At 77.0% G+C, this 26,656-nt stretch carries 26 protein-coding genes and 2 tRNA genes; 21 read left to right on the forward strand and 7 right to left on the reverse strand.

What is annotated here, in order from left to right:
- Nucleotides 1-68 precede the first annotated feature (68 nt).
- From AB8M62_RS02370 to AB8M62_RS02385, 4 genes are all read left to right on the forward strand, one after another.
- A complete protein-coding gene (locus AB8M62_RS02370) occupies nt 69-1,070 on the forward strand; it encodes an ACP S-malonyltransferase (protein WP_369068520.1) in 1,002 nt (333 codons plus the stop codon).
- A complete protein-coding gene (locus tag AB8M62_RS02375) occupies nt 1,067-2,107 on the forward strand; it encodes a beta-ketoacyl-ACP synthase III (protein ID WP_369068521.1) in 1,041 nt (346 codons plus the stop codon). Before AB8M62_RS02370 ends, AB8M62_RS02375 begins: the two co-directional genes overlap by 4 nt.
- 146 nt (nt 2,108-2,253) lie before the next feature.
- The gene (locus AB8M62_RS02380; RefSeq protein ID WP_369053942.1) at nt 2,254-2,499 is read left to right on the forward strand and encodes an acyl carrier protein; all 246 of its coding nucleotides are present in this window, start codon (nt 2,254-2,256) and stop codon (nt 2,497-2,499) included.
- 85 nt (nt 2,500-2,584) lie between these two features.
- Nucleotides 2,585-3,835 carry a beta-ketoacyl-[acyl-carrier-protein] synthase family protein gene (locus AB8M62_RS02385; protein WP_369068522.1) on the forward strand — a complete coding sequence of 417 codons (1,251 nt, stop codon included), beginning with the start codon at nt 2,585-2,587 and terminating at the stop codon, nt 3,833-3,835.
- A gap of 164 nt (nt 3,836-3,999) precedes the next feature.
- On the opposite strand, the gene AB8M62_RS02390 is transcribed toward AB8M62_RS02385, so the two are convergent.
- A complete protein-coding gene (locus tag AB8M62_RS02390) occupies nt 4,000-4,512 on the reverse strand; it encodes a DUF3145 domain-containing protein (RefSeq protein WP_369053939.1) in 513 nt (170 codons plus the stop codon).
- 281 nt (nt 4,513-4,793) lie between these two features.
- Between AB8M62_RS02390 and AB8M62_RS02395 the strand changes: the two genes are divergently transcribed.
- The 4 genes from AB8M62_RS02395 to ilvA all read left to right on the forward strand — a co-directional run bounded on the left by AB8M62_RS02395 (nt 4,794) and on the right by ilvA (nt 8,467).
- Nucleotides 4,794-5,219, forward strand: a complete 426-nt coding sequence (locus AB8M62_RS02395; protein WP_369053937.1) for a hypothetical protein — start codon at nt 4,794-4,796, stop codon at nt 5,217-5,219.
- Nucleotides 5,220-5,298: 79 nt separating this feature from the next.
- The gene (locus tag AB8M62_RS02400) at nt 5,299-5,943 is read left to right on the forward strand and encodes a hypothetical protein (RefSeq protein ID WP_369068523.1); all 645 of its coding nucleotides are present in this window, start codon (nt 5,299-5,301) and stop codon (nt 5,941-5,943) included.
- Nucleotides 5,944-6,173: 230 nt separating this feature from the next.
- Complete coding sequence (locus AB8M62_RS02405) at nt 6,174-7,013, forward strand: aldo/keto reductase (protein WP_369053935.1); 840 nt, start codon at nt 6,174-6,176, stop codon at nt 7,011-7,013.
- Nucleotides 7,014-7,156: 143 nt separating this feature from the next.
- Complete coding sequence (gene ilvA, locus AB8M62_RS02410) at nt 7,157-8,467, forward strand: threonine ammonia-lyase IlvA (protein WP_369068524.1); 1,311 nt, start codon at nt 7,157-7,159, stop codon at nt 8,465-8,467.
- A gap of 96 nt (nt 8,468-8,563) precedes the next feature.
- Here ilvA and AB8M62_RS02415 read toward each other — a convergent pair whose 3' ends face one another.
- Nucleotides 8,564-10,054 (reverse strand): AAA-type ATPase lid domain-containing protein, encoded by a 1,491-nt coding sequence (locus AB8M62_RS02415; RefSeq protein WP_369068525.1) that lies wholly within the window; start codon nt 10,052-10,054, stop codon nt 8,564-8,566.
- 163 nt (nt 10,055-10,217) lie between these two features.
- Between AB8M62_RS02415 and AB8M62_RS02420 the strand changes: the two genes are divergently transcribed.
- From AB8M62_RS02420 to AB8M62_RS02465, 10 genes are all read left to right on the forward strand, one after another.
- Entirely contained in the window at nt 10,218-11,243 is a 1,026-nt protein-coding gene (locus tag AB8M62_RS02420; RefSeq protein ID WP_369068526.1) for an amidohydrolase family protein, read from the forward strand.
- Entirely contained in the window at nt 11,243-12,049 is an 807-nt protein-coding gene (locus AB8M62_RS02425) for an iron-sulfur cluster assembly protein (protein ID WP_369068527.1), read from the forward strand. Before AB8M62_RS02420 ends, AB8M62_RS02425 begins: the two co-directional genes overlap by 1 nt.
- Entirely contained in the window at nt 12,046-13,074 is a 1,029-nt protein-coding gene (locus AB8M62_RS02430) for an NAD(P)-dependent alcohol dehydrogenase (protein WP_369068528.1), read from the forward strand. Before AB8M62_RS02425 ends, AB8M62_RS02430 begins: the two co-directional genes overlap by 4 nt.
- Before the next feature lie 124 nt (nt 13,075-13,198).
- Entirely contained in the window at nt 13,199-13,690 is a 492-nt protein-coding gene (abmR, locus tag AB8M62_RS02435; protein ID WP_369068529.1) for an ATP-binding transcription factor AbmR, read from the forward strand.
- 175 nt (nt 13,691-13,865) lie between these two features.
- Complete coding sequence (locus tag AB8M62_RS02440; RefSeq protein WP_373694839.1) at nt 13,866-14,927, forward strand: FecCD family ABC transporter permease; 1,062 nt, start codon at nt 13,866-13,868, stop codon at nt 14,925-14,927.
- Between the two features lie 26 nt (nt 14,928-14,953).
- The gene (locus tag AB8M62_RS02445; protein ID WP_369068530.1) at nt 14,954-15,979 is read left to right on the forward strand and encodes an ABC transporter substrate-binding protein; all 1,026 of its coding nucleotides are present in this window, start codon (nt 14,954-14,956) and stop codon (nt 15,977-15,979) included.
- On the forward strand, nt 15,976-16,827 hold the full coding sequence (locus AB8M62_RS02450; protein ID WP_369053924.1) for an ABC transporter ATP-binding protein: 852 nt from the start codon (nt 15,976-15,978) through the stop codon (nt 16,825-16,827). The genes AB8M62_RS02445 and AB8M62_RS02450 overlap by 4 nt, the downstream gene beginning before the upstream one ends.
- Nucleotides 16,828-16,857: 30 nt before the next feature.
- Complete coding sequence (locus tag AB8M62_RS02455; protein ID WP_369053922.1) at nt 16,858-17,094, forward strand: hypothetical protein; 237 nt, start codon at nt 16,858-16,860, stop codon at nt 17,092-17,094.
- Nucleotides 17,095-17,192: 98 nt separating this feature from the next.
- Entirely contained in the window at nt 17,193-17,714 is a 522-nt protein-coding gene (locus AB8M62_RS02460) for a hypothetical protein (protein ID WP_369053921.1), read from the forward strand.
- The gene (locus AB8M62_RS02465) at nt 17,711-18,085 is read left to right on the forward strand and encodes a hypothetical protein (protein ID WP_369068531.1); all 375 of its coding nucleotides are present in this window, start codon (nt 17,711-17,713) and stop codon (nt 18,083-18,085) included. Before AB8M62_RS02460 ends, AB8M62_RS02465 begins: the two co-directional genes overlap by 4 nt.
- 34 nt (nt 18,086-18,119) lie before the next feature.
- On the opposite strand, the gene AB8M62_RS02470 is transcribed toward AB8M62_RS02465, so the two are convergent.
- Nucleotides 18,120-18,193: transfer RNA gene (locus AB8M62_RS02470), tRNA-Ile, on the reverse strand.
- Between the two features lie 911 nt (nt 18,194-19,104).
- Here AB8M62_RS02470 and AB8M62_RS02475 point away from each other — a divergent pair.
- Entirely contained in the window at nt 19,105-20,655 is a 1,551-nt protein-coding gene (locus tag AB8M62_RS02475; RefSeq protein WP_369068532.1) for a cell wall-binding repeat-containing protein, read from the forward strand.
- A gap of 48 nt (nt 20,656-20,703) precedes the next feature.
- Here AB8M62_RS02475 and AB8M62_RS02480 read toward each other — a convergent pair whose 3' ends face one another.
- Together AB8M62_RS02480 and AB8M62_RS02485 are read right to left on the reverse strand one after the other, a co-directional pair.
- Nucleotides 20,704-21,429, reverse strand: coding sequence for an LGFP repeat-containing protein (locus tag AB8M62_RS02480; RefSeq protein ID WP_369053881.1), 726 nt, complete (start codon nt 21,427-21,429; stop codon nt 20,704-20,706).
- A 238-nt stretch (nt 21,430-21,667) separates the two neighbouring features.
- Nucleotides 21,668-22,405 (reverse strand): alpha/beta fold hydrolase, encoded by a 738-nt coding sequence (locus tag AB8M62_RS02485; RefSeq protein WP_369053880.1) that lies wholly within the window; start codon nt 22,403-22,405, stop codon nt 21,668-21,670.
- A 271-nt stretch (nt 22,406-22,676) separates the two neighbouring features.
- Between AB8M62_RS02485 and AB8M62_RS02490 the strand changes: the two genes are divergently transcribed.
- Nucleotides 22,677-23,342: a GntR family transcriptional regulator gene (locus tag AB8M62_RS02490; protein ID WP_369053878.1), complete on the forward strand. Its 666-nt coding sequence runs from the start codon at nt 22,677-22,679 to the stop codon at nt 23,340-23,342.
- A 71-nt stretch (nt 23,343-23,413) separates the two neighbouring features.
- Nucleotides 23,414-24,424 carry a 1-aminocyclopropane-1-carboxylate deaminase gene (locus tag AB8M62_RS02495; protein ID WP_369053877.1) on the forward strand — a complete coding sequence of 337 codons (1,011 nt, stop codon included), beginning with the start codon at nt 23,414-23,416 and terminating at the stop codon, nt 24,422-24,424.
- Nucleotides 24,425-24,478: 54 nt separating this feature from the next.
- On the opposite strand, the gene AB8M62_RS02500 is transcribed toward AB8M62_RS02495, so the two are convergent.
- Nucleotides 24,479-24,551: transfer RNA gene (locus AB8M62_RS02500), tRNA-Asn, on the reverse strand.
- A 108-nt stretch (nt 24,552-24,659) separates the two neighbouring features.
- A complete protein-coding gene (gene dnaG / locus AB8M62_RS02505) occupies nt 24,660-26,624 on the reverse strand; it encodes a DNA primase (protein ID WP_369053876.1) in 1,965 nt (654 codons plus the stop codon).
- Nucleotides 26,625-26,656 lie beyond the last annotated feature (32 nt).

A 26,656-nucleotide genomic window follows, 5' to 3' on the forward strand; every position in this document is an offset into this window, starting at 1 on the left:
AAGCGGGGCGGTGAAGTCGGTGAGCGTCGTGACCGCCCCCGGCCCGCCGTCCGGGGGAGGCTTCTCCGGTGCTCGTCATCGTCTTCCCCGGCCAGGGGTCGCAGGCCCCCGGGTTCCTCGCGCCGTGGCTGGAGCTGCCCGGCGCCGCCGACCGGCTGCGCTGGGCCTCCGCCGTCGTCGGCAGCGACCTCGTGGCGCACGGGACGGTCTCCGACGCCGACACCCTGCGCGACACGGCGGTCGCCCAGCCCCTCATCGTCGCCGGCGGCCTGCTGGCCCTGCGCGAGCTGTTCGCCTCCCCCGCCGAGCTGGCCGCGGCGGCGGGGGCGGTCGCGGGCCACTCCGTCGGCGAGCTGACGGCCGCGGCGGCGGCCGGGGCCCTGAGCCCCGAGCAGGCCCTCGTCCTGGTGCGCGAGCGCGGGCGGGCGATGGCCGCGGCGGCCGCGCAGCGCCCCACCGGCATGTCGGCCGTCCTGGGCGGCGACCCCGAGGAGGTCGCCGCCGCGCTGGCCCGGCACGGGCTGACCGCGGCCAACGCCAACGGCGGCGGGCAGGTCGTGGCGGCGGGGACGCTGGAGGCCCTCGAGGCGCTGCGCGCCGAGCCGCCCGCGAAGGCGCGCGTGGTGCCGCTGCAGGTGGCCGGTGCCTTCCACACCGAGCACATGGCCCCGGCCGTGGGGACGCTGGAGGCGCTGGCAGCGGGGCTGGAGCCGGGCACGGCGGCCGTGCCGGTGGCCGCCAACGCCGACGGCGCGCTGGTCACCGACGGCCGCGAGCTGCTGCGCCGGCTGGTGGCGCAGGTCAGCCGGCCCGTGCGCTGGGACCTGTGCACGGAGGCGTTCGCGCGCCTGGGCGTCACCGCGCTCGTGGAGCTGGCGCCCGCCGGCACCCTGGTCAACCTGGCCAAGCGGCAGCTGAAGGGCGTGGAGACGCTCGCGCTGCGCACGCCGGAGGACCTCGAGAGGGCCCGTACGCTCGTCGCCGACCACGGCGGCGCCATGGCGACCGCCCCGACGCAGCAGCAGACGCAGCAGCAGACGCAGCAGACACCGCAGGAGGTGGGCCCGTGACGGTCCGGATCACGACCGCCCCGACGCGCGAGGCGCGGATCCTGGGCTTCGGCGCCCACCGCCCGCCGCGCGTCATCGACAACGCCGAGGTGTGCACCTGGATCGACTCCTCCGACGAGTGGATCCAGCAGCGCACCGGCATCCGCACCCGCCGCTGGGCCGCGGAGGACGTCTCGGTCGTCGACATGAGCGAGGACGCCTCCGCCAAGGCGCTGGCCGCGGCGGGGCTGACCGGCTCCGACGTCGACGCGGTCGTGCTCGCGACCGTCTCGTACCCGTACCAGACGCCCGCGGCGGCCGCCGTGCTCGCCGACCGCCTGGGCGCGACCCCGGCCGCGGCGTTCGACGTCTCGGCCGGCTGCGCGGGCTTCTGCCACGGCGTGGCGCTGGCCAGCGACCTGGTGCGCGGCGGCACCGCCGAGCACGTGCTCGTCGTCGGGGTGGACAAGCTGTCCGACTTCACCGACAAGCACGACCGCTCCACGGCGTTCCTGTTCGCCGACGGCGCGGGCGCCGCGGTCGTCGGCCCGTCCGCCGAGCCGGGCATCGGCCCGACGGTGTGGGGCTCCGACGGCGGCCAGGCCGACGCGATCCGCTCCAAGCACTCCTGGCTGGACCTGCGCCAGCCGGCCGCCGTGGACCCGGTGGCCGCCGAGGCCGCCGCGCAGGACCCGGCCCGCTGGCCGTACCTGGAGCAGCAGGGCCAGTCGGTCTTCCGCTGGGCCGTGTGGCAGATGGCGCCGGTGGCCCAGCAGGCGCTGGACGCGGCGGGGATCACCGCCGACCAGCTGGACGTCTTCGTGCCCCACCAGGCCAACGCGCGCATCATCGACGCGATGGTCAAGCAGCTGAAGCTGCCGGAGTCGGTGCACGTGGCCCGCGACATCGTCGACATGGGCAACACGTCGGCGGCCTCGGTGCCGCTGGCCGTGGAGCGCGCGGTGGCCGACGGGCACGCCCCCTCGGGCGGGCTGGCGCTGTTCATCGGCTACGGCGCGGGCCTGTCGTACGCCGCGCAGGTGGTGCGCCTGCCGTGAGGACCGGCCGCGCCCCCGGCGGGGGCGCGGCGCGCGGACCGGCCCGCCCCACCGGGGACGGGCCGCAGACCTGGGGCCGCGGGCCCCGCGCCCAGGACGAGGTGGGCGCCGGAGGTGCCGGCGCCCGGACGACGAAGGAGCGACGCATGGCCAGTGAGCAGGAGATCCTCAGCGGTCTCGCCGAGATCGTGAACGAGGAGACGGGCCTGCCCACCGACAGCGTGCAGGCCGACAAGTCCTTCACCGACGACCTGGACATCGACTCGCTGTCGATGATGACGATCGTCGTGAACTGCGAGGAGAAGTTCGGCGTCCGCATCCCCGACGAGGACGTGAAGAACCTGCGCACCGTCGGCGACGCCGTCGCCTACATCTCCCAGGCCCAGGGCTGAGCCCGCCGCCGGCCGGCCCGCGAGGGCCGGCCGGCACCCCCACCGCGACCGGCACCCGCCACCGCTTCGAAGGAGTTGACCGACCATGACCACGACCGCTCGCCGCGTCGTCGTCACCGGACTGGGAGCGACGACACCGCTGGGTGGCGATGTCGCCTCGACGTGGGAGGCCGTGCTGGCCGGGCGTTCCGGCGCCCGCACCCTGCAGGGCCCCTGGACCTCCGAGTTCGACCTGCCGATCACCTTCGGCGCGCAGGCCGCCGTCCCGGCCGAGGACGTCCTGGAGCGCCGCGAGGTCAAGCGCCTCGACCCCTCGCAGCAGTTCGCCGTCATCGCCGCGCGCGAGGCGTGGGCCGACGCCGGCACCCCCGAGGTGGACCCGCTGCGCCTGGCCTCCGTGGTCGCCACCGGCATCGGCGGCATCTGGACGCTGCTGACGGCCTACGACACGCTCAGGGAGAAGGGCGCGCGCCGCGTCCTGCCGCTGACCGTGCCGATGCTCATGGGCAACGGGCCCACGTCGGCGATCAGCCTGGAGTTCACCGCCCGCGCCGGTGCGCACACGCCCGTCAGCGCCTGCGCCTCGGGCGCCGAGGCGCTGGCCTACGGCGCGGACATGATCCGCTCCGGGCGCGCGGACATGGTCATCGCCGGCGGCACCGAGGCGGCGATCCACCCGCTGCCCATCGCCTCCTTCGCGGCCATGCACGCCCTGTCGCGGCGCAACGAGGACCCGGCGCGCGCCTCGCGCCCCTTCGACACCCAGCGCGACGGGTTCGTGCTCGGCGAGGGCGCGGGCATCGTGGTGCTGGAGTCCGAGGAGCACGCCCGCGCGCGCGGCGCGCGCGTGCACGCCGAGCTGCTGGGCGCGGGCTTGTCCGCCGACGCCCACCACGTGGCGGCGCCGGAGCCGGCGGGCGCGGGCGTCAGCCGCGCGGTGAAGGACGCCCTGGCGGCCGCGGACCTGGCCCCCGGCGACCTGGCGCACGTCAACGCGCACGCCACCTCCACCCCGGCCGGTGACGTGGCCGAGGACCGCGGCCTGCGGCTGGCCCTGGGGCCGGCGGCGGACGGGATCGCGGTCTCGGCGACCAAGTCGATGACCGGGCACCTGCTGGGCGCGGCCGGCGCCGTGGAGAGCATCCTGACGATCCTGGCGCTGCGCGAGCGGCTGGCCCCGCCGACGATCAACGTGGACGACCTCGACCCCGAGGTGACGCTGGACGTCGTGCGCAAGGACCCGCGGCCGCTGTCGGGCGAGGGCCCGCTCATCGGGCTGAACAACGCCTTCGGCTTCGGCGGGCACAACGTGAGCCTGGTGCTGCGCTCGGTCTGAGCCGGCCGGCGGTCCGCGACGGAGGCCCGCGCCCCTTCCCCGGGGCGCGGGCCTCCGCGCGTCCGGGCCCGCGTTCCGCGACCGCGCCGGCCCGGTGGTGGCGGCCCCCCGCACCGGGGCCGCCGGGCTCAGCCGACCTGTCGGCCGACCTCTCAGCCGACCTCTCAGCCGACTTGGTGCAGCCAGCGCACGGGGGTGTCGTCCCCGGCGTGGCGGAACGCCTCCAGCTCGCGGTCCCAGGCCTCGCCGACGGCCAGCTCCAGCGCGCGGCGGGCGGCGGCCGGGTCGGCGTGCGGGCCGGAGAGCAGGTCGAGGGCGGCGTGGACGCGGTCCTCGGGGACCTGCACGTTGCCGTGCACGTCGGTGACGGCGTGGAAGATGCCCAGGGACGGCGTGTGGCTCCAGCGGCCGCCGTCGCAGCCCTGGCTGGGCTCCTCGGTGACCTCGAAGCGCAGGTGCGACCACCCGCGCAGCGCGGAGGCGAGCCGGGCGCCCGTGCCCTGCGGCGCCTGCCAGCTCAGCTCGGCGCGCAGGCAGCCCGCGGCCACCGGCTGCAGCGTCCAGTCCAGGGACGCGCGCACGCCGAGGACCCCGCCCGCTGCCCACTCGATGTGGGGCACCAGCGCGCGCGGTGCGGAGTGCACGAAGAGCACGCCGCGGGTGGTCGCACCGGACATGCCGTTCTCCTCTGCGTCGGTGGGGGACGTCTTCCCCTACGGCCCCACGGCGACAGGTCGACCAGCTGTGTCCATCAGTGACGTGCCAACTACACGGCGTACTCCTCGTACGGGGACATCATGCCCCAGACGTCGCTCACCGTCCACGTCCGTGCACGAGATCTCCACGCCCGGACCGCCGGGGACGGCCACCGCGACGGCGCCGGACCGCGGCTCAAGGTCGCGTCCCGCGCTGCCGAGGACCCACCGAGACCGCCGGCACGACGAGAGGACGACCCGCTGTGGACGACCAGCACACCGCCGCGCCCGCGGCCCGCGCCGCGGGCGAGGTCTCGGAGGTCATCCGCCCGGCCGCCATCGTGCCCGAGGAGGCGGCCCGCTCCGTCCTCGTCGAGCTCGCGCTGCGGGACGTGACCAACGGTGGTGTCTGGCAGGCCGGCCCGTCGCTGTGGACGCGCTGGGACCGCCCGTGGAACGGGCCGGACAACGCCGCCGGTGCCGAGCTCATCGGCCGCGTCCACGTCGCCTACGGCACCCCGACCAAGTACGAGATCACCATCTACCGCGTGACGGTGACGCTGTTCGGCAGCCAGCTCGGCTGGAGCGTGGAGTCGCTGTGCGACGAGGCCCTCGGGCACGGCGGGCTGCGGCTGGCCGACCTGCCGCGCGCCACGCTGGCCGTCCCGCCGCCGCCCTTCCGCGGCTGAGGCGCCGCCCGTCCGCCCCGCTCCCGCCCGTCAGCCGGTGCCGTCGGGCGGTGCCGCCGGGCGGTGGCACCATCGAGCGGTGCCCGAGGAACCCGCCGCCAGGCGCCACCACCGGCCCGCCATGCCCGGCGACGACGCGCTCGTCGCCCTCGCCGGGGGCGTGGACCCCTCGGCGCTGCAGGAGGCCGCGCACGCCGCCGCCAGCGCCCTCGTGCACGGGGCCCGCTCGGCGCAGGACGCCGAGGTGACCCGCCGCGTCGTCACCCTCGCCCAGGACGAGGGCCTGGAGGTCATCGCCGACCTGTGGGCCGACGCGCCCGCCGACTCCCTGGCCGGGGCCCTGTGGCGCCTGTACGCGCTGCGCACGTGGGTGCAGCGCGCGCCCGTGGCCGTCTCGCGCCAGTACGCCGAGGGCCGCCGCTTCGCGCCCGTCCTGGAGGTCGTCGCCGGTGTGGCCGACCCGCCGGGACCGGAGGAGGTCGTCGCCGTCGTCGACGCCGTCCTGACCGGCGTCTCGCGCGGCGACTTCGCCGTGACCCTGGAGCGCGCGGCCGCCTTCTGCCGCCTGGTGGCCGTCGGCCGCGCCCACCACGCCGACGACCCCCGCTTCGGCGGGGCCCCTGGGCCCGCCGGCGAGCTGACCCGCTCCGCCGCCCGCCTCGTGCGCACCGCCGAGCAGCTGGAGACCGTCGCCCAGCGCTGGCGCGCCGGCGAGCTGGGCTGAGGTCCCCGCCGGGCCGGGCCGGGACCCCGCCGGGGCTGACGCCGGCGCCGGACGGGGTTACGGTGGGTGCGGGCGCCGGGCCGCGGCAGCCCCGGGTTCCATTGACAGCCGCTACGAGCGGCCGTGCGCCGTGAGGCGCTCCCGGTCCGGCGCTCACCAGCTCCCCGCCGCTCAGCGCGCGGGACGCACCCGACCTGCGCGCCCCGGAGCCGCTGGCTAGCCTCGCGGGCATGAGCGCAGCAGTTCCCCAGATCCTCCTGAACAACGGGGTCAGCGTCCCCCAGCTCGGCTTCGGCGTCTGGCAGGTCGGCGACGACGAGGTGGTCCCCGCCGTCGAGACCGCCCTCGAGACCGGCTACCGGCACATCGACACGGCCGCCATCTACGGCAACGAGCGCGGTGTGGGCCGCGCGATCGCCGGGTCCGGGCTGCCCCGCGACGAGCTGTTCGTCACCACCAAGCTGTGGAACGCCGAGCAGGGCTACGACACGACCCTGCGCGCCTTCGACGCGAGCCTGGAGAAGCTGGGCCTCGACCACGTCGACCTGTACCTGATCCACTGGCCGCTGCCGGTCAAGGACGCCTACGTCGACACCTGGAAGGCGTTCGAGAAGATCTACGCCGACGGGCGCGCCCGGGCGATCGGCGTGTCGAACTTCGAGCCGCACCACCTGAACCGGCTGCTGGCCGAGACGACGGTCGTGCCGGCCGTCAACCAGATCGAGCTGCACCCCTTCCTGCAGCAGCGCGAGCTGCGCGAGGAGAACGCCAAGCACCAGATCGTCACCGAGGCGTACAGCCCGCTGTCCTCGGGCAAGGGCGTCATCGACGACCCGACGGTCCGCGCCATCGCCGACCGCCTGGGCCGCACCCCCGCGCAGGTCGTGCTGCGCTGGCACGTCGAGATCGGCAACCTCGTCATCCCCAAGTCGGTGACGCCGGAGCGCATCCGCGAGAACTTCGCGCTGTTCGACTTCGAGCTGGCCGAGGCCGACCTCGACCAGCTCGCCGGGCTGGAGCGCGACGGCCGCGTCGGCAGCCACCCGGACCAGATGACCATCGGCGCCTGAGCGGCGCGCACCCGGACGGCCGGGTCCGGGCGGGGAGCTCCCCGCTCGGACCCGGCCGTCGCGCGTCCCGGGCGGTGGGCGGGCACCGGCCGCGGCGCGCACCCGTGCACGTGCGGGCCCGCCGGCGCGCGACACTGGCCCCCATGACGGTCCACGCCCCCACCGGCGCCCCCACCGGCGCGCTCCCCGCCGCGCTGCCCGAGGACGGCGCGCGGGCGGTCGAGGAGGCCGCGCGGCGCCTGGCGGGCGTCGTCGCCACCACCCCGCTGGAGCCGAGCGCGCGCCTGTCGGCCGCCACCGGCGCGCGGGTGCGGCTCAAGCGCGAGGACCTGCAGGTCGTGCGCTCGTACAAGGTCCGCGGCGCCTACAACCTCATCGCCCAGCTCGGCGAGCGCGAGCGCGCGCGCGGCGTCGTGTGCGCGAGCGCCGGCAACCACGGCCAGGGCGTCGCGTACGCGTGCGCCGCGCTGGGTGTGCCGGGGCGGGTGTACCTGCCGCGCACGACGCCGCGGCAGAAGCGCGACCGCATCGCGGCCCTGGGCGGCGAGCACGTGGAGACCCTCGTGGTGGGCGACACCTACGACGACTCCGCGGCCGCCGCGGCGGCGTGGGCGGAGGGCACCGGCGCCACGCTCGTGCCGGCCTTCGACCACCCGCGCACGATGGCCGGGCAGGGCACGGTGGCGCTGGAGGTCGTCGAGCAGCTGGCCGCGCTGGGCGAGGACCCGCCGGACGTGCTCGTCGTGCCCGTCGGCGGCGGCGGGCTGATCGCCGGGATGCTGTCGTGGCTGACCCGCCGGCACCCGGGGGTGCGGGTCGTGGGCGCCGAGCCGCTGGGGGCGCCGTCGATGGCCGCGGCCGTGCGCGCGGGCGGGCCGGTGCTGCTGGACAGCGTCGACACGTTCGTCGACGGCGCGTCGGTGCGCCGGGTGGGCGCGGCCACGCACCCGGTGGTCGCGGCCGCGGGCGCGGAGCTGGTCACCGTCCCGGAGGGCGCGGTGTGCGTGGAGATGCTCGCGATGTACCAGACCGACGGGATCATCGCCGAGCCGGCGGGCGCGCTGGCCACGGCCGCGCTGCTGCAGGGGCTGGGCGTGCGGGAGGGCGACAGCGTCGTCTGCGTGGTCTCCGGCGGCAACAACGACGTCAGCCGGTACGCGGAGATCGTCGAGCGGGCCCTGGTGCATGAGGGCCGCAAGCACTACTTCCTCGTGGAGTTCCCGCAGGAGCCGGGCGCGCTGCGCCGGTTCCTCGACGAGGTGCTCGGCCCGGACGACGACATCACGCACTTCGAGTACGTCAAGCGCAACAACCGCGAGTTCGGCCCGGCGCTGGTGGGCATCGAGGTGCCCTCCCCCGACGACCTGCCGGGGCTGCTGCAGCGCATGGAGGCCGCTCCCCCGACGTTCGAGCGCATCACCGGCGACGAGCCGCTGTACCGCTACCTGCTCTGAGGCCCGCCCGCGCGACCCGTCCGTCCCACCCCTCCCGTCCGTCCCGGCGGAGCGCGGAGAGCCGGGTTCGCGCGGGGACGGCCGGGCGGGAGGGGTTCAGCGCGGCAGGACGACGCCGTACTGGGCCAGCTTGCGGTAGACGGTCGCGCGGGACAGGCCGAGCGACGCGGCTGCGGCGGCCACGCTGGTGCCGGGCGCGGTGAGGGCGCGCACGATCTCGTCGCGCTCGAGCCGCTCCAGGCGGGTGAGGACGCGGCCGCCGGTGGTGAGCACGTCGGGCGGCAGGTGCTGCAGGTCCACGAGGTCGGTGCGGGCGCTGGCGCGCCGGACGGCCTCCTCCAGCGCGCCGACCCCGCCGGGCCAGGGGTGGGCGCCGAGGGCGCGCGCGGCGGCGGGTGTGAACCGCACCGCGCGCCGCCCGCCCCGGGAGGCGAAGCGCTCGGCCAGCGGCAGGACGTCCTCGGGCCGCTCGCGCAGCGGCGGCGCGGTGACGACCCCGCCGACGAGGGCGAGCAGCGGGGCGGGCAGCTCGTCGACCTCACCGGCCACCAGCACCAGCGGCGGGCCGCCGGGCCGGGGACCCGCCGCCGGGGTGGCGAGGGACGCGGCCACGGCGGCGGCGACCTCGTCGGCCGCCCACGCGGGCAGCCGCTCGGCCCCGCGCAGGACGACGCGCGCGCCGGCGCGCAGCTCCGGGGTCCAGGCGGCCAGCCAGCCGGCCGTCTCCGCCGGCGCGGGCACGACCGCGCGCAGGACCCGCCGACCCGCGGCGCCGGTGCGCGCCGCCCGCGCGGCCAGGGCACCGCGGCCCGCGCCCGGCTCCCCCGTCACGGCCAGAACCCGGCCGGCGGCGGCGACGGCGGTGGCGGCGTCCACGGCGGCGCGCCAGGCGGCCGAGACGCACACGTCGGCCGCGGGCGCCGGCTGCTCGGCCTCGACGTGGAAGACGCGGCCCCGGGAGCCGCCGGGCGCTCCGGGCGCGGACGCCCCGGCCCCGGCGGAGCGGGCGAGCATGAGCGCGCTGGTGCTGCCGGCGGCCGCCTGGGCCAGCGCCAGCAGCAGCCCGGAGGCGGCGCCGGACCACGTGGTGAGGTTGACGCTGCCGACGACGTCGCCCGTGCAGGGGTCCAGGACGGGGGCGGCGGCGCACGTCCAGCGCTGCAGGGCGGCGCACCAGTGCTCCTCGCCGCGCACCAGCGCGGGGCGGCGGTCGGCCAGGGCCAGGCCCAGGCCGGTGGTGCCGGCGTGCTCCTCGGCGTAGGAGAAGCCGGGCGCCAGGTGCACGGCGTCCAGGTCGCGGCGCATGCCGTCCTCGTCGTGCAGGCGCAGCAGCACCAGCCCGGAGCTGTCGGTGATCATCAGGCTGACGGGCTCACCGGCCAGGGTGCCGCCCAGCGAGCGGAGCACCTCCTCACCGCAGGTGTAGAACAGCGAGCCGGTGTCCAGGTCGCCGGTGAAGACGGGCTCGACGTCCTCGGGCGAGACGCCGTAGCGCTCGCAGCGGCGCCAGGAGGCCCGCACGGTGTCGACGGCGCCACCCGCGGCGCCCTGGACCGTCCCGGCCGTGTCCCGCCCCGCGTCCCGCACCGCCGACCTCCCCGTCGCCGCACCCGCGCCGTCCCAGCGTAGGCGGCGGCGGACGGCGGGGCGTCTCAAAGTGAGACACGCACCCCCTCCCCCGGCGGCGGTGCGTCGCGCACCGTGGGCGGCGAGGGGCGAGGAGGCCCCCTGCGTGCAACGAGGAGGTCGCATGTACAGCAAGGACGGCGTCGACTACTTCATCGTCGACGCGCACGTGGCCCTGTGGGACGCCCGGCCGGAGAACCAGCGCAACGTGCACGGCAAGCAGTTCATCGACTGCTTCTACGACTACCACCGCAACCTCAGCCCGGCGGGCGAGCTGTGGTCGTACGAGGAGTACCTCTACCAGGGCGGCGAGCGCCTGGTGAAGGACCTCTTCGAGGACGGCTACGTCGACCACGCGATCTTCCAGCCCGCGCGGCTGGGCGAGTTCTACCACCGCGGGTTCGGGCAGACGGAGGAGGCGTGGGCGGTCACGCAGGCCCACCCGGGCAGGCTGACGTACAACCACTGGTTCGACCCGCGCGACGGCGAGCGGGGCCTGGAGCAGCTGGAGCGCGACGCCGAGCGGTTCGGCCTGCGCGGCGTGAAGCTGTACACCGCGGACTGGCACGGCGACTCGCGCGGCTGGCGGCTGGACGACCCGTGGAGCTACCGGTACCTGGAGCGCGCCCGCGCCCTGGGGATCACGAACATCCACGTGCACAAGGGCCCCACGATCCGGCCGCTGGACCGCGACGCGTTCGACGTCGCCGACGTCGACCACGTCGCCACCGACTTCCCGGACATGAACTTCGTCGTCGAGCACTGCGGGCTGCCGCGCCTGGAGGACTTCTGCTGGATCGCCACGCAGGAGCCGAACGTGTACGCGGGCCTGGCGGTGGCGATGCCGTTCATCCACACCCGCCCCCGCTACTTCGCGCAGATCGTCGGCGAGCTCCTGTACTGGCTGGACGAGAACCGGATCTTCTTCTCCAGCGACTACGCGCTGTGGACGCCGAAGTGGCTGGTGGAGGCGTTCGTGGACTTCCAGATCCCCGAGGACATGAGCGAGTACGCGCCCCTGACGACGGACCAGAAGAAGAAGGTGCTCGGCCTGAACGCCGCGGCGCTGTACGACATCCCGGTGCCCGAGCACCTGCAGGTGGCGAACCCGCCGGCGGCCGCGGAGCCGCAGGCCGTGGCGGTCGCCTGATGGGCGCGCTGCTGGAGGCGGCCCGCGCGGCGCTGTCGGCCGTGCAGGACCCCGAGCTGGACGAGCCGATCACCGACCTGGGGTTCGTGCGCTCGCTGGAGCAGCGGGCGGGCGCGGACGGCGCGGTGGAGCTGGTGTGCCACCTGCGGCTGCCGACGTCGTTCTGCTCGCCGAACTTCGCCTACCTCATGGCCTCCGACGCCAAGGACGTCCTCGGCGCCCTGCCGGGCGCGGACCGGGTGGTCGTCGAGCTGGACGACCACCACGACTCCGACCTCGTCAACGCGGGGCTGGCCGCCGACGCCGGGTACCGCGGCACGTTCGGCCACGAGGCGCTGGACAGCCTCGACGAGCTGCGGGAGCTGTTCCGCCGCAAGGCGCACACGGCGGCGACCGAGCGGGTGCTGACCCGCTGGCTGCGCGCGCACCCGGAGCGCACGGAGACCGACGTGGTCGACGTCGTGCTCGGCGACCTGCCCGCCGACGAGGCGACCGCGGCGCTGCTGCGCCGGCGCGCCGCGCTCGGCCTGCCCACCGGCGACGGGGCCCACGTCCTCGTCGACGAGCACGGCGCGCGCCCGGCGCGCGAGGAAGTGCCGCTGCGGCTGCGCCGGGCGCGTTCGACCCGCATCTCCATCGACGGCAACGCGCACTTCTGCCGCGGGCTGCTGCGCACCCGCTACCCCGGTTCCGACGGCGACCAGGCCCCCCGCGCCGCGGAGGCCACCTGGGAACCCGTCCCCCTGCTCGCCGGCCGCCCCGAGGGCGCCCGGCCCGTCCACCAGCGCACGGAGGTCTCCGCGTGAAAGCGGTCCGCGTCCACGAGTACGGCAAGCCCGCGTCGGTCGACGACGTGCCCGACCCGGAGCTGCAGGGACCCCTGGACGTCCTCGTCGAGGTGGGGGCGGCCGGTGTGTGCCGCACCGACCTGCACATCCTCGAGGGCCAGTGGGCGCAGAAGAGCGGCGTCGGCCTGCCGTACGTCATCGGCCACGAGAACGCCGGCACGGTGCTGGAGGTCGGCAGCGCCGTCACCGGGATCGCGCCGGGCGACCGGGTGATCCTGCACCCGCTGGTCACGTGCGGGCTGTGCCCGGCGTGCCGGCGCGGCGACGACGTGCACTGCGCGAACAGCGAGTTCCCCGGCATCGACCGCGACGGCGGGATGGCGCAGTTCCTGCGCACCAGCGCCCGCTCAGTCGTCACGCTCGCCGAGGGCCTGGAACCGGCCGCGGTGGCGGCGCTGGCCGACGCGGGCCTGACGGCGCAGCACGCCGTGCGCAAGGCGGTGCCGCTGCTGCCGGCCACCGCGCGCGCCGTCGTCGTGGGCGCCGGCGGGCTGGGCCACATCGGCCTGCAGTGCCTGCTGGCGATGACCCCGGCAGAGGTCGTCGTCGTGGACCGCTCGGCGGAGGTGCTGGAGAAGGCGCGGGCGCTGGGCGCGCACCGCACCGTCCTGGCCGGTGACGACGTCGTCGCCGAGGTCCTGGACCTCACCGACGGGCTCGGCGCGGAGGTGGTGTTCGACTTCGTCGGCGAGCACGGCACCGAGGCGCAGGGCGTGGCGATGACCCGCGACGCCGGCAGCTACTACGTCATCGGCTACGGCGGGGAGGTGCGCGTGCCCACGATCGACCTCATCAGCCGGGAGGTCAGCGTGGTGGGCAACCTCGTCGGCTCCTACACCGACCTGCGCGACCTCATGGCGCTGGCGGCGCGGGGGCTGGTGACGCTGTCGACGAAGCGGTACCCGCTGACATCGGCGCTGGAGGCGCTGGACGACCTCGACGGCGGCCGGCTGCCGGGCACGCGGGCGATCCTCGTGCCCTGAGAGCACCCGCGCCCCGCACGGCCCTGCACGGCCCCGCGCGGCGGGGCGGTCCTCCCCTCGGGTCGCCCCGCCGCGCTGGTCCCGCACCCTTGACCGGTAATGCTCGTAAGCGTGTAATCGCTGCATGGACGACATCAGCGCGTGGTTCGCCGGACGACTGCCCGGCGAGTGGTTCGAGGGAGCTCCCGAGGTCACCGTGGACCGGGAGGAGATCGTCGTCGTGGGCACCGTGCCCGCGCCCGACGTGGAGGCGGAGGTGCTGGAGCAGGCCGCGGCCGGCCGCGCCGAGCGCTTCCGGGAGGAGACGCGCGCGGCGCGCATGCGCATCGCCGACGAGGCCGAGGCCCGCTTCGGGCGCAAGGTGGCCTGGGGCGTGCGCTGCGGGCCGGTGACCACGCTGTTCACCAACCTCGCCGTGCCGGTCATGACGCGTCTGCGCCAGCCCGAGCGGCGCCTGCTGGACACCCTCGTCGAGGCGGGCGTGGCGCGCTCGCGCTCGGAGGCGCTGGCCTGGTCGGTGCGGCTCGTCGCCCAGCACCAGGGCGACTGGGTGCAGCAGCTGCGCGACTCGCTGGAGGCCGTGCGCGCGGCCCGGGCGGCCGGCCCGCGCCCCTGACGCGGCCCCGACCCGCGGTTGACCCTCTCACCGGCTTGTTGCAAGCTCCTCGCAACAAGCCGGTGAGGGGCACGTCCCCGACCCGCAGGTCGAGGGGGGCGCCGTGCCGCGGTCCGGGACGCCGTCCCCGGTGGTCCCGGGCGACCCGGCCGGGCTCGACGAGGCCCCCGGGTCCGTGGACCCGCGCGACCCGCTGGGCGTCGCCGCGCGCGAGCGCCGCCGCCTGCTGCTGACCGCCGGCCTCGCGCTGGCGTGCCTGGCCTCCGCCGCGCTCGCCCTGGCCGTCGGGGCCGTCGCCGTCGCCCCCGGCACGCTGCTGCGGCTGCTCGCCGCGGCCGCCGGCCTGGGCGTGGAGCCGACGTGGACGCCCGTGGAGGAGACCGTCGTGCTCGCGGTGCGCCTGCCGCGCGTCGTGCTGGGCCTGGCCGTCGGCGCCGGCCTGGCCGTGTGCGGGGTGGTCCTGCAGGCCGTCGTGCGCAACGTCCTGGCCGACCCGTACCTGCTGGGCGTGAACTCCGGCGCCTCCACCGGCGCGGCCGCCGCCCTGCTGCTCGGCGCGGGCGCGGGGCTGGGCGAGCACGCCCTGACGGGCAGCGCCTTCGCCGGGGCGCTCGCGGCCGGCGCGCTCGTGCTCGCCGTGGCCCGCTCGGGCGGGCAGGTGACCCCGGTGCGGGTCCTGCTGGCCGGGGTCGCCGTCGGCTACGCGCTGACCGCCACGACGAGCTTCCTCGTCTTCGCCTCCGGCTCGGCCGAGGGCGCCCGCTCGGTGATGTTCTGGCTGCTGGGCTCGCTGGGCCTGGCGCGCTGGGGCGCACCGCTGGCGGTCGTCGTCGCCGTCGTCGCGCTGACGTTCGCGCTGCTGCTGCTGTGGGCGCCGCAGCTGGACGCGCTGGCGCTGGGCGACGAGACGGCCCGCACGCTGGGCACCTCCCCCGCCGCCCTGCGCACCCGGCTGCTCGTCCTGGTGGCCGCCTGCGTCGGGGTGCTCGTCGCCGCCTCGGGCAGCATCGGCTTCGTCGGCCTGGTCGTCCCGCACCTGGCGCGGCGCCTGGTCGGTGCCGCGCACCGCTGGGTGGTGCCGGTCAGCGCGCTGCTGGGCGCGGGGTTCCTCGTCCTGGCCGACCTCGTGGCCCGCACGCTGCTGGCGCCGCAGGAGCTGCCCATCGGCATCGTCACCGCCCTGGTGGGCGCCCCGTTCCTGCTCGTCCTCGTCCGCGGCCTGCACGCCGCGCGCTGAGCCGTCCCCACCCGCCCGGAGGACCCGTGCCGACCCGACCCACCAGCGCCACCACCGGCGCCACCGCCGGCGTCGCCACCGCCGCGGTCCTCGCGCTCCTGCTCGCCGGGTGCGGGGCCCCGTCCGCGGGGACCGCCCCCAGCGGGGCCGCGGACGCCCCCGAGGGGTTCCCGCTGACGGTCGTCAACTGCGGCGCCGAGGTGACGATCGAGGCGCCGCCGCAGCGGGTCGTGCTGCTCAAGAGCGCCCCCGTGCCGGCCCTGCACGCCCTGGGCGTGCTGGACCGCGTCGTGGCCCGAGCGGGGTTGTACCCGGCGCAGTACTACGACGCGGCGACGCTGGCCGAGCTGGAGACCGTGCCGCTGCTGACCGACGAGACCGACACCGACGGCCACCTGCAGATCTCCCGCGAGGTCGTGCTGGCGCAGCGGCCGGACCTGGTGCTGGGGCAGGTCGACTCGGTGGACCGGGCGGGGCTGGCCGCGGCCGGGATCCCGCTGCTGGAGGAACCGGCGCTGTGCCCGTCGGGCGGGCCGGCCGAGCCGTCGTTCGAGGACGTCCACGACCAGCTGGCCCTGTACGGGCGGGTCTTCGACCGCGCCGCGCGGGCGGAGGAGTTCGCCGGTGAGCTGCGCGAGCGGGTGGCGGCCGTCGAGCGGCGCGTCGAGGAGTCCGGGCGGCCGCGGCGCACCGCGGCCGTGCTCTACCCGACGGTCGGCGGCGGCGTCACCTACGCGTACGGGCGGGCCAGCGCCGCCACCCCGCAGCTGGACGCGGCCGGGTTCGACAACGTCTTCGCCGACGTCGGCGAGCGCGTGTTCGAGGTGAGCGGCGAGGAGCTGCTGGCGCGCGACCCGGACGTCCTCGTCCTCCTGCACAGCGACGGCGACCCCGCCGCCGTCGAGGCGGCGGTGACGTCCCTGCCGGGCGCGGCGGCGCTGCGCGCCGTGCGCGAGGACCGCGTGCTGACCCAGCTGTTCAACTTCACCGAACCGCCCACCGCGCTGACCGTCACCGGCCTGGAGCGGATCGTCGGGGAGTTCGGGCCGTGATCCGCGCCGAGGGCGTGGGGTTCTCCTACTCCGGCACCGCCGTCCTGGACGGCGTCGACGTCACCGCGGTCGACGGGCGGGTGCTGGGCCTGGTCGGCCCCAACGGCAGCGGGAAGACGACGCTGCTGCGCACCCTGCACGGCGCGCTCGCGCCGGAGAGGGGCCGCGTGCTGCTCGACGGCGCGGACGTGACCCGGTTGCGGACGCGGGACGTGGCCCGGCGGGTGGCCGTGGTCGTGCAGGAGCACGGCGGGGACCTGCCGCTGCTGGTCTCCGACGTCGTCCTCATGGGCCGCGCCCCGCACCGCTCGGCGTTCTCGCGCACGAGCCCCGCCGACCACCGCACCGCCGCGGACGCGCTGGCCCGCGTCGGCGCCCTGCACCTGGCCGGCCGGCGGCTGTCCGGGCTGTCCGGCGGGGAGAAGCAGCGCGTCCTCGTCGCGCGCGCCCTCGTGCAGGAGGCCGCGCACCTGCTGCTGGACGAGCCCACCAACCACCTGGACGTGCGCTACCAGCACGAGGTGCTCGACCTCGTGCGCTCCCTCGTGCACGGCTCGCGCGGTGGCGCGGGCGGTGCCCGCTCGGCCGTCGTGGTCCTGCACGACCTGAACCTGGCGCTGCGCTACTGCGACGACGTCGCCGTCCTGCACCGCGGGCGCCTCGTGGCAGCCGGCGCGCCCGCCGACGTCCTCGTCCCCGAGGTCCTCGAACCCGTCTACGAGGTGTCGGTGCGCCGGGTGGACCTCGACGTCGCCCGCGGCGAGGGCGTGGCCGACGGGCCGCTGCTCGCCTTCCGGCCCCGCGCCGGGGCCCGCCCGCAGCAGCCGGAGGTGGCCCGGGCCCGCTGACGCGGCGGCTTTCGGGCAGGCTGACCCCCCATGAGCGACGTCGACGTGGTCCGCCGGACCCGCGCCCTGCTGGAGACCCTGTCCGAGCGCGAGCGCTCGGCCGCGGTGAACCGGCTGCCGGACGACTGGCCCGAGGGCGTGTGGCGCGCCTTCCGCGAGGCCGGCCTGTGCGAGACCGTCGACATCACCCCGCCCGGCGGCGAGCCGCGCACCCGCCAGCGCCTGCACCCCGCGGCCCTGGCAGCGCTGGCGGAACTGCGCCGCTGACGCGTCTGTCCTGAGGCGGCCGTCCACCGCCCGATGGACGGGCCGCGTCCACCGCGCGCCGCTGCCGGCGGGCGCCGCGGCGGCGCACGCTGGTGCGCGTGCACGCCACGCTGATCGCCGTCCACGCCGCCGCGGCGGTCGTCTCGCTGGTGGCGGCGGTGCTCCTGCTGCTGCCGCGGCCGCTGCCGGCGCGGGCGGCCCGGGCGCTGGCGCTCGTGCTGGCGGTGAGCACCGGGCTGATGACCGCGACCCTGGTGGGCGCCGTGACCGTGGGGTGGGCGGGGCGCCCGGCGGCCGCGAACGGCGTCTTCGCCGCGCTGACCGTCCTGGCCGTCGCCGCCACGGCCTGCGCGGTGGCGGCCGTGCCGGTGGCGGCGCGCCGGGACACCGGGCAAGTGGACCGCCTGTTCGCGCGCGGCGGGTTCGTCCTCATCACCCAGTGCGCGGGTCTGGCCGCGGTCGCGGCGCTCGACGCCGTCCCGGGGTGGGCGGTGGCGGCCGTGCCGGTGGCCGTCGTGCTCGTCGCGCGGGAGGTCGTGCAGCGACTGCGGCGGGCCGCGCGGGCGCCGCGGGCGGGTGCCGTCCGGGCGGGCCGCGCTCAAGGTCGCGGGCCGGGATGACGATCGACAGGGCCATGACCGTCCCGCACCCGCGCCCCGTCGAGCTCACCGTCACCACCCGGCTGACCGGTGCCGCCCCGACGACGATCCGCACCGACGCCGCCCCGGTCGCCGCGCTCCTGGACGTGCCCGCCGCGGCGGTCGTGGACCTGCTGCGCGCGCTGGACGGGCGCCGGCTCGGCGACGAGCTGCTGGGGCTGCTGACCGGTCTGCTGCCCGCCGTCGAGGAGAGCGGCCGCCCGGCGCAGCACCGCGGGGGCAGCAAGGCCGACGACGTGGTCGCCTCGTGGGAGGCGCTGCGCGAGTGGTACGCCGCGGTCGTGGGCGCCGACCTGCCGTCGGCGGTCGAGGTGCGGGCGCTCGCGAGCTGAACCCCCGCGACCCCGCACCGCGCTCCCGCAGCGGTGGGGCGGGTGGGGCTCGAACCCACGACCGAGGGATTATGAGTCCCCTGCTCTGACCGACTGAGCTACCGCCCCGCGGCCCGTCCCGCCGCGCCGCACGGGCGGCTCCGGGTGGCCGTCGCGCGGCGACCCTACCCGAGCACCGCCCCGCCGACCGGCGCCCGCGAGCGGGACGCCCGCGCGCCGGCGGTTCGGCGTCCGGGGCGGGCGGCGCGGACAGGTCCCCGCCGACGCGGGCCGAGGACGTGGTGTCCAGGTAGCGCTCCACGGTGCGCCGCACCGGTTCCACGACACCGGGTCCCCGGCGCGCGTCGTGCCGGACAGCGTGCTGCAGCAGCAGGGCGTCGTCGGGGCGGGCCAGGGCCACCACCGCCGACGAGGAGGGTCCGCTGCCGCCGCGGGGTCGTCGCCCGGGGCGTGCACGCGGACGGCGAGCGCCTGGCCGGCGACGACCGCGGAGACCACCGGGAGCAGGTGGGTGGTGGAACCCGCTGCGACGACGTCGGCGAACGGCACGAGGTCACCGGACCGCGAGTCGACGACCCGGTCGGAGCCGAACAGCACGAGGGTCCGGCCCACCCACGGCCCCACGACCCGGCCGAGCACCGTGAGGACGAGCACCACCGAGCCCGCGGCAGCCAGCAGCCGCGAGGAGGTGTCGTGCCGGTGCAGGCGCAGCGCTCCGGGCGGTCCCGGCGTGCCCAGCCCCCACCGACCCGGGCGTCGCCTCGACCGCGGGCCGGTGACGTCCTCCCACGAGTCGCCGCCGCGCGGCCCTGCTCGCCGTGTTCCTCGTCCTCGGCCGGGTGCTGCCGCTGGACGCCTCGGCGGCGCCGGGCCCAGGCGCGTGGGGGCACCCGCCGGCGCGTGGGGCGCCCGGCCGCGGTGACGGCTGCTCCGGCCGGGGGTCGCCCGCGCGGTCGATCTCCTGCCGCACCCCGTCCGTCGATGCCTCGTGCGCACCGACGAACCACCTGGAGGACGACGTGGCGGAGAACCGCACCGGACGAGGGCCGCGCCGCGCGGCCGTGGCGATGGCCCTGTGCCTGAGCGCCCTGACCCTGCCCGCCCACGCGGACGTGCGCGCCGACGTGAGCGCCGACGGGGCCGCCGACGTGCTGGAGGTGGAGGTCCGCCCGGCCATCGCCACGCCCAGCGGGGTGGTGACGGTCGCGGCCGAGTACGAGCCCGAGGACGGCGACGAGGGCACCGGCGAGGACGACGGGTCCGGCGAGGACGACGGGTCCGGCGACGACGGCGAGGGCGACGGCGAGGGCGACGGCGAGGGCGACGGCGAGGGCGACGGCGAGGGCGACGGCGAGGGCGACGGCGAGGGCGACGGCGACGGCGTGACGGGTGAGGGCGGCGGCACCGTCCTGGGCCGGGGCCCGTCCGGCACGTCCGGCACGTCCGGCGTGGAGCTGGTCGTCGACTTCGGCGACGGCTCGGCGCCCCAGCCCCTGCGGACCGTCGGGTCCCCGCACGAGGTGAAGGGCTTCGGCAAGCACGCCTACGCGAGCGCGGGCACCTACACCGTCACGGTCACCGCCACGCCGGAGGCCGGGACCCCGGTCAGCGTGCCGGTCGAGGTGCAGGTCGGCGGCGGCAGCGCCCGCCTCAGCGGCGCCGACCGCTTCGAGACCGCCAACCGGCTGGCGCGGGAGGACTTCCCCGTCGACGGCGAGGCCGACGCGGTCCTGCTGGCCCGCTCGGACGGCTTCGCGGACGCGCTGGCGGCCGCCCCGGCGGCGCTGGCGCGGCGGGCCCCGGTCCTGCTGACCGCCACGGCCGAGCTGCCCGCCAGCGTGCGCGCCGAGATCGTCCGCACCCTGGGCGAGAGCGGCACCGTGCACGTCCTCGGCGGGGAGAGCGCCATCGCGCCCTCGGTCGTCGAGGACCTGCGCGCCGCCGGCTACGAGGTGGTGCGCACCGCCGGCGAGGACCGCGTCGGGACGGCCATGCTGCTGGGGCAGCTCCTGCTGGACTCCGGCGCCCGCGTGGACGAGGTCGTCCTGACGGGGACCGCGGGCTTCGCCGACGCCCTGTCGGGGGCAGCCTTCGCCGCCGGCACGGACGCGCCCGTGCTGCTGACCGCTCCGGGCCGGCTCGACCCGCGGGTGCTGGCGTTCCTGCAGCGGCTGGGCGAGGACGTGCGCGTGCACGTCACCGGCGGCCCCAGCTCGGTGGGCGAGGGGGTGGTGGCGGAGCTGGAGGGCCACGGCTTCGCGGTGGACCGCCTCGCCGGCCGCGACCGCTACGCCACCTCCGCCGACGTGGCCGCCACCCTGTTCCCGGCGGCGGCGACGGTCGTGCTGGCCACGGGGGCGAACTTCCCCGACGCGCTGGCGGGTGCCCCCGCCGCCGGACGCCGCCAGGCCCCCGTGCTGCTGGTGGGCGCCGAGCTGTCGGAGGAGGCCCGCGCGTACCTGCGGGCCGGGGCCGGCCGGATCCGCTCGGTCTACGTGCTGGGCGGCGAGCGGACCGTGCCGGCGTCCGTGCTCGCGGAGGCGCGGAGCCTGCTCGGTCTGGGCGGCTGAGGCCCGTCGCCCCACCCCCGGCCCGCGCCGGGGGTGGGGCCGCGCGGGTCAGGGGCCGTACGCGACGACGGCTCCGCCGGCGGGTGTCCACGTGATGCGCCCGCCCTGGAAGCGGGACTCGCGGCCGCCGGGGACGCCGTGCTCGTCCGTGGTGGGGAAGCCGAGCGGTCCGGCCTCCCAGCCGGTGCGCGCCCACGCCTCGCGGATCGCGCCGCGCACGGGCTGCGCACCGGTCGCCGGGGACCAGTAGACCGAGCCGCCCCGGAAGTGCGAGTAGGCGCCGGGGCGCCCGGGCGTGGGGCGCTCACCGGTGACGGGGAGCCCCAGCCACGACGTCTCCCAGCCGAGCTGCGCCCACCGGTCGTGCACGAGGCCGCGGACCTCCCAGGCGCCCGTGGCCGGCGACCAGTAGACCGAGCCGCGCTCGAAGTGGGTGTAGCGGGCCTCGCCGCGGGGCGTCGTGCGCTCGCAGGTGGTGTTGCGCCCCAGGACGCCGGTGGCTCCGCCGAGAGCGGCCCAGCGGGCGGCGATGGCGCCGACGACGCAGGGCGCCGGTTCCTCCGGGGACGGTGAGGGGGTCCCGCGGCGCGGGAGGCTCTCGCAGGCGACGCCGTCGTCGTCGCCGTCGAGGTCGTCGGGGTCGCCCGGGTGCGCCTCGAGCCACGCCTGGGCGTCCTCCTGCCACGCGAAGTCGCTGCAGTTCCTGTCGTCGCTGTGGTCCGCGGCCGCGGGCGCCGGCAGCGCCGTCCCCAGCCCCAGCACCGCCGCTGCCACCACGGCGCTCCGTCGCGCCCAGCCCGTCGTCCGCACTCGTCCCCCCCGGTCGCTGAGCACCACTGGTGCTCGTTGCGCACCGTACTGATCCACGACGCTGCGCACCGGCGGTTCGCCCGGACAGGTGGCGCGCTCCCTGGCGGAACCCCGCGGTGATCATGGACGGGTGACGCGCTCGGACGTCCGTGATCACCGCGGGGTGTCCTGGCGACGTGGGCCGTCGGATCGCAGCCCGGTGTCAGTCGCCGGTCGCGCGGGCGGCCCGGTCGATCAGGTCGGCGACGACGTCGGGCCGGGAGACGGTGACGGCGTGCGAGGCGTCGACCTCGACGGCGTGCGAGCCGGCGCGCTGGGCCATGAAGCGCATCGAGTCGGCGGGGATCGCGAGGTCCTGCAGCGTGATCAGCGTCCACGACGGGATCTCCCGCCACGCCGCGCGGGTGGCCGGGTCCGCCAGCGCGTCGGCGGTGACGGGCCGCTGCGCGACGGCCATCAGCGCGGCGACGTCCTCGGGGACGTCGGCGGCGAAGACCTCCCGGAACTGCTCCTGCCGGATCCACAGGTCCGTGCCCCCGCCGGGCAGCGGCACGGCGTCCAGCGCCGCCCCGAGCTGGGCCCCGGGGAACTTGGCCGCGAGCTCGCCGGTGCTCTCGCCCACCTGGAGCAGGAAGCTGGCGACGAAGACGAGGGCCCGGACCCGCGGGTGGCCGTCGGCGGCCTCGCTCATCACGGTGCCGCCGTAGGAGTGGCCGGCGAGCACGACCGGGCCCTCCACGCTGTCCAGGACGCTGCGCAGGTGCTCGGCGTCGGCGCGCAGGCCGCGCAGCGGGTTGGCGGCCGCGACGACGCGGTAGCCGTCGCGCCGCAACGGCGCGATGACGCCGTTCCAGCTCGAGGAGTCGGCGAACGCGCCGTGGACGAGCACCACGGTGGGCTTGCCGGTGTCCGTGGCGGGGGTCGGGGTGCTGGTGGTCATGGATCCGTTCCTCTCCGGTGACGGCCGCGCGAGCGCCCTCCGCGCCGCAGCGGGAGTGCTGCGGGGACCGGGGTGTGCAAGCGGCACGGCGAGGGGTGGAGCGCGATCAGCTCGTGTCTCCTGCAAGCGGCATGCGATATATTGCACTTCACAGTATGAGCGGTCAAGGAGTCGTCCGAAGCGCCGCGAAGCCTCGAGGGGGCGTCCGCGCACCGCGCGGCACGGCCTCGGTGTTTGACACCGCACCCCCCTGCGGTGTCCGATATATCGCATGCCAGTCCCGGAGAACGTCCCCGCTCCCCCGCGCACGCTGCTGCGCGAGGACGCCTACCGCCGGCTGCGCGACGCGATCGTCGACGGGACCCTCGAACCCGGCGAGCGGCTGCGCGACGCGGAGCTGGAGCGCTGGCTGGGCGTCAGCCGCACCCCCATCCGCGAGGCCGTGGCCCGCCTGGAGCAGGCCGGGCTCGTCCACACCCGCCCCGGCCGCTCGACCGTCGTCACCCCCCTGGACTCCCGCGCGGCCCGGCACGCGCAGTCGGTGGCCGCCGCGCTGCACGAGCTGGCGACCCGCGAGGCGACGCCGCTCCTGGGCGAGGAGCACGCCGGCGCGCTGGAGCGGGCGAACACCGCGTTCGCGGACGCCCTGCGCGCCGGGGACGCGGACGCGGCGATCGCGGCCGACGACGCCTTCCACGGCGTGTTCCTCGACGTGTGCGACAACCCGCTGCTGCGCTCGGCGCTGGAGCGGTCCACCCCCCTGCTGCGCCGCCTGGAGCGCACCCGGTTCTCGACCCTGTCCGGGCGCGCGTCCGTCGCCCAGCACGAGCGCATCGCCGCGGCCGCGCTCGCCGGGGACGCCGAGACCGCCGGGCGGCTGGCCCGCGAGAACTGGCTGACCCTCGACCCCCTGATCCCGGTCCCACCGGCCGGCTGAACCCCTGCGAACCCCCGGAACCCCAGAACCCCCGACCCCGTCCCGGCCCCGCCGGGCGAGGAGGAGACCCCGTGCGCCTCGACGACTTCCCCCGCCACCCGCTGACCTTCGGCCCCAGCCCCGTCCACCCGCTGCGCAACCTCAGCCGCCACCTCGGCGGGGCGCAGGTGTGGGCCAAGCGGGAGGACGTGAACTCCGGACTCGCCTACGGCGGCAACAAGACCCGCAAGCTGGAGTACCTCGTGCCCGACGCCCTGGCCAAGGGGGCCGACACGCTGGTGTCCATCGGCGGGGTGCAGTCGAACCACACCCGGCAGGTCGCCGCCGTCGCCGCGCACCTGGGCCTGAAGGCCGTGCTGGTGCAGGAGAACTGGGTCGACTGGCCCGACGCCGTCAACGACCGCGTCGGGAACATCCTGCTGTCGCGGCTGACCGGCGCCGAGGTGCGGATGGTCGACGAGGGTTTCGGCATCGGGTTCAAGGACTCCTGGGAGCGGGCGCTGCAGGACGTGCGCGAGCGCGGCGGCACCCCGTACGGCATCCCCGCCGGCGCCTCCGACCACGAGCTGGGCGGGCTGGGTTTCGCCCGCTGGGCGCAGGAGGTGCAGCAGCAGGAGGAGGAGCTGGGCGTCTTCTTCGACACCGTCGTCGTCTGCTCCGTCACCGGTTCCACCCACGCCGGGATGATCGCCGGGTTCGCCGCGCAGGACCGCCCGCGCCGCGTCATCGGCATCGACGCCTCCGCGACGATCGAGGAGACGCGCGCGCAGGTGGAGCGGATCGCCCGCCGCACCGCCGACCTCGTCGACGTGGGCCGCGACCTGCGCGACGACGAGATCACCGTGCTGGAGGGGTGGGCCGGCGACCTGTACGGCATCCCCGTGGACTCCACCCTGGACGCCATGCGGCTGACCGCCTCGCTGGAGGGGGTGATCCTCGACCCCGTCTACGAGGGCAAGTCGATGGCGGGCCTGGTCGACCTCGTGCGCAGCGGCGACATCCCCGCCACCTCGACCGTGCTGTTCGCGCACCTGGGCGGCCAGCCTGCGCTCAACGCCTACAGCGGGCTCTTCCCCCGCTGAGGGGCCCGGGAACGGCGAGAGGGGCCGCGCACCGCGCGGCCCCTCTCGTGGACGCTCCCGCAGTTGGACTCGAACCAACAACCTGCCGGTTAACAGCCGGCTGCTCTGCCAATTGAGCTATGCGGGACCACAGCCGTGCGCACCGCGGTGCACCCGGCTACAGCACGTCAACCTTAGCAGCCCCCGTCCGGCGCACCCGCCACCGGGCGGTGTCGCGGACGGCGCCCGAGCCGCCTCACCCGGCGGTGATGCGCTCCTGCCAGGAGCGGCGCGCGGCCTCCAGCCGGAACAGCTCCTCGGAGGCCGCGCGGTACTCCTCCGCCTGCCCCGCGGGGTCCAGCCGCTGCAGCGCGCGCCGGGCCTGCGCGACGGCCCGGGTGGCCGCCGCGGCCGCCAGCGCCGCCGCCATCGAGCGGCCCCAGCGCTCCAGCTCCTCCTCGCTGCTGACCGGCAGGTCCACCACCGCCAGCTCGCGCACCAGGTCGGCCACCGCGCCGTCGACGTACTCCAGGACCGACGAGACCCACGCCGGCCCGCCCGGCGTCTCCAGCAGCCCGCCCGCGGCCGTCACCGCGTCGTGGACCTGCCGGTGCGCGGGCACCGTGAAGGCGTCCCCGTCCAGCGCCGCGACGTCCTCCGCCACCGCCCACGGGGCCTGCAGCACGACGGCCAGGACGCGGCGCTCCAGGTCGACCACCGGGTCCGGGACCGCCGGGCGCGCCGGTGCCGCCTGCTCGGGCGCCGTCCGGCCGGCGCCCGCGGCCGCCGGGCGCTCGCGGTCGGCGTGCTGGCCCGCGCGCGGGGGGGCCGCCTCCGCGCGGGTGCTGCCGCCCGCCGGGGCGGCGCCGGACCGCCCGTGCCCGGCGTGCCGGCGCACCCGGTCCAGGACGAACCGCTCGTCGAGGAAGCCGGTCCAGCGGTCCAGGTTCACCGCGTAGCGCTGCTGCAGGCCCCGGTCGCGGATGCCCGCGATGATCGGCGCGGCCGCGTCCACCGCGGCCAGGCGCCCCTCGTCGCTGTCGAGGTCGAAGCGGCGCAGGGTGGAGCGGATCGCGAACTCGAACAGCGGCACCCGCGAGGCCACCAGCGCCTCCACGGCCGCGTCGCCGGAGGACAGCCGCAGGTCGCACGGGTCCTGCCCGGACGGCTCGACGGCCACGTAGGTCTGCGCGGAGAAGCGCTGGTCCAGCTCGAAGGCGCGCAGCGCCGCCTTCTGCCCGGCCTCGTCGCCGTCGAAGGTGAAGACGACCTCCGCGCCGCCCGCGTCCGCGCCGAGCATCCGCCGCACGACGCGCGCGTGCTCCTCCCCGAACGCCGTCCCGCACGTGGCCACGGCCGTCGTCACACCCGCCACGTGGCAGGCCATGACGTCGGTGTAGCCCTCGACGACGACGACCTGGTGGCGGCGGGAGATGTCCCGCTTGGCCAGGTCCAGCCCGTACAGGGCCTGCGACTTCTTGTAGACCGGCGTCTCCGGGGAGTTGAGGTACTTGGCCTCGATCCGGTCGTCGTCGAACAGGCGGCGCGCGCCGAAGGCGACGGTGGCGCCGCTGACGTCGCGGATCGGCCACACCAGCCGCCCGCGGAAGCGGTCGTACAGCCCGCGCTGCCCCCGCCCGGCCAGACCGGACGTGACCAGCTCCTCCTCGGTGAACCCGCGCCCGCGCAGGTGCCGCAGCAGCACGTCGCCGCCGGCGGGGGCGAAGCCGACGCCGAAGCGGGCGCTCTGCTCGCGCGAGAAGCCGCGCTCGGCCAGGAAGCGGCGCGCCGCGTCCGCCGCACCGGGCGCCTCCAGCTGCTCCGCGTACAGCTCTGCGGCGACCCGGTGCGCCTCCAGCAGCCGCTGGCGCTGCCCGCCGGGCACCGCGGGGCGCTGCCCCTGCCGGCCGCCCTCGTCGACGTAGCGCAGCTGCACGCCCGCGCGCCCGGCCAGCTGCTCCACCGCCTCGGTGAAGCTCAGGCCGTCGTGGCGCTGCAGGAACTCGAAGACGTCGCCGCCGGCGTCGCAGCCGAAGCACTTCCAGTGCCCCACGGCCGGGCGGACGGTGAAGCTGGGGGTGCGCTCGTCGTGGAAGGGGCACAGGCCCTTCAGCGAGCCCACCCCGGCCGGGCGCAGGGTCACGTACTGGCCGATCACCTCGTCCAGCCGCACGGCCTCCTTGACGGCCGCGATGTCGTCGCGGTGGATGAGGCCGGGCACGCCCCGAGTCTAGGTCGCGGCCCCGACGCGGC

It is taken from the genome of Kineococcus terrestris (assembly GCF_041020755.1).
GTDB classification, from domain to species: Bacteria; Actinomycetota; Actinomycetes; order Actinomycetales; family Kineococcaceae; genus Kineococcus; species Kineococcus terrestris.

Coding starts and splice junctions, on each gene's coding strand:
- AB8M62_RS02390 (WP_369053939.1), bottom strand. CDS start 4,512: ATGTCCGGTGCGACCACCCGCGGCGTGCTCTTCGTGCACTCCGCACCG.
- AB8M62_RS02455 (WP_369053922.1), top strand. CDS start 16,858: ATGAGCGACGTCGACGTGGTCCGCCGGACCCGCGCCCTGCTGGAGACC.
- AB8M62_RS02490 (WP_369053878.1), top strand. CDS start 22,677: ATGCCAGTCCCGGAGAACGTCCCCGCTCCCCCGCGCACGCTGCTGCGC.
- abmR (WP_369068529.1), top strand. CDS start 13,199: ATGGACGACATCAGCGCGTGGTTCGCCGGACGACTGCCCGGCGAGTGG.
- AB8M62_RS02465 (WP_369068531.1), top strand. CDS start 17,711: ATGACGATCGACAGGGCCATGACCGTCCCGCACCCGCGCCCCGTCGAG.
- AB8M62_RS02385 (WP_369068522.1), top strand. CDS start 2,585: ATGACCACGACCGCTCGCCGCGTCGTCGTCACCGGACTGGGAGCGACG.
- AB8M62_RS02420 (WP_369068526.1), top strand. CDS start 10,218: ATGTACAGCAAGGACGGCGTCGACTACTTCATCGTCGACGCGCACGTG.
- ilvA (WP_369068524.1), top strand. CDS start 7,157: ATGACGGTCCACGCCCCCACCGGCGCCCCCACCGGCGCGCTCCCCGCC.
- AB8M62_RS02425 (WP_369068527.1), top strand. CDS start 11,243: ATGGGCGCGCTGCTGGAGGCGGCCCGCGCGGCGCTGTCGGCCGTGCAG.
- AB8M62_RS02380 (WP_369053942.1), top strand. CDS start 2,254: ATGGCCAGTGAGCAGGAGATCCTCAGCGGTCTCGCCGAGATCGTGAAC.
- AB8M62_RS02405 (WP_369053935.1), top strand. CDS start 6,174: ATGAGCGCAGCAGTTCCCCAGATCCTCCTGAACAACGGGGTCAGCGTC.
- AB8M62_RS02485 (WP_369053880.1), bottom strand. CDS start 22,405: ATGACCACCAGCACCCCGACCCCCGCCACGGACACCGGCAAGCCCACC.